This window comes from Ferrovum sp., assembly GCF_027317285.1.
Lineage (GTDB): Bacteria > Pseudomonadota > Gammaproteobacteria > Burkholderiales > Ferrovaceae > Ferrovum.
In genome coordinates, this window is sequence record NZ_DAHVHV010000116.1 from 1 (window position 1) to 1,126 (window position 1,126).

Genomic DNA, 1,126 nt, shown 5'->3' on the forward strand with positions numbered 1-1,126 from the left:
CATGCGATGCCAACGGCTATACCCCGGCCAATCTGAATCCTCTCTTGCATGCCTGCACCAAACCCGTTCTGGGGGGTATTTTTCCTCAAGTATTGCATGAAGGAAAAGCTTGGTCCGAGGGGGTGGTGGTGGTTGGTTTATCCCGTGCGCCCGTTTTTGTCATCCTGGATAATCTGTCCCAACATTCCTGTTTTGACGAAATTCTTGACCATTCCTTCAACCTGCCCACCTCTCCGGACACTCAGACCCTGCTGGTATTCGTCGATGGATTTGCTACGCATATTTCCAGTTTAATCGAAGGACTGTTCAATACCTTTGGGCTGGAACTCAATTATTTGGGTGGTGGCTGTGGATCACTCTCCCTCCAACCCAAGCCCTGCATCATCACCCCCACCGGTCTGCTGCAGGACAGTGCCCTGTTGGTCTTCCTGGACTACCCCAGCGGCGTTGGAGTTGCCCATGGCTGGGACTCCATTTCCAGACCTTACAAGGTCACCTCCGCTCAGGGAAATATCATTCATTCGCTGGATTGGCGTCCCGCCTTTGAGGTGTATCAAGAAATCCTGGCAAATCATGGGGGACAACACATAACCCCAGACAACTTTTTTTCCATTGCTAAAGCCTATCCCTTTGGAATTACTCGCCTCGATGCGGAAATGGTGGTCCGTGATCCTTTGTCGACCCAGAACCAGCACATTACCTGTGCCGGTGAAGTGCCTACGGGCGCTTTTGTACGCGTATTGCACGGCAACCAGCACACTCTGATCCAGGCAGCACAACGAGCTCACGCCATGGCTCACGAGGCTTGGTGTGAAAGTCAGTCCCGTCCATATGAACTTCAATTCGTAGTGGATTGTATTTCGCGCGCACTTTTTCTCGAACAGGATTTCCGCCAGGAACTGGCGGTTATCCACTCCCCTGGTCCTATGCTGGGTGCCTTGACCATCGGTGAAATTGCGAACAGCGGTCAAGATTATCTGGAGTTCTATAACAAGACAGCCGTGGTGGGTTTTTTCTAATGGAGAATCCAGAGTCCTGGCGGATGGTCCAGCAGGAAGTCCTGCAGGAAATTGCCATGTCCATTGGCATCAGTCTGAATCTGGAACAAATGCTAAAGTCCACCCTT

1 protein-coding gene is annotated in these 1,126 nt (G+C 51.7%); it reads left to right on the plus strand.

Going from position 1 to position 1,126, the window contains the following annotated elements; genetic code table 11:
• Positions 1 to 1,019, plus strand: a 1,019-nt coding sequence (locus M6F29_RS11785) for an FIST signal transduction protein (protein ID WP_298160141.1), incomplete at its 5' end; no start/stop codon positions are given.
• Positions 1,020 to 1,126: the final 107 nt, after the last annotated feature.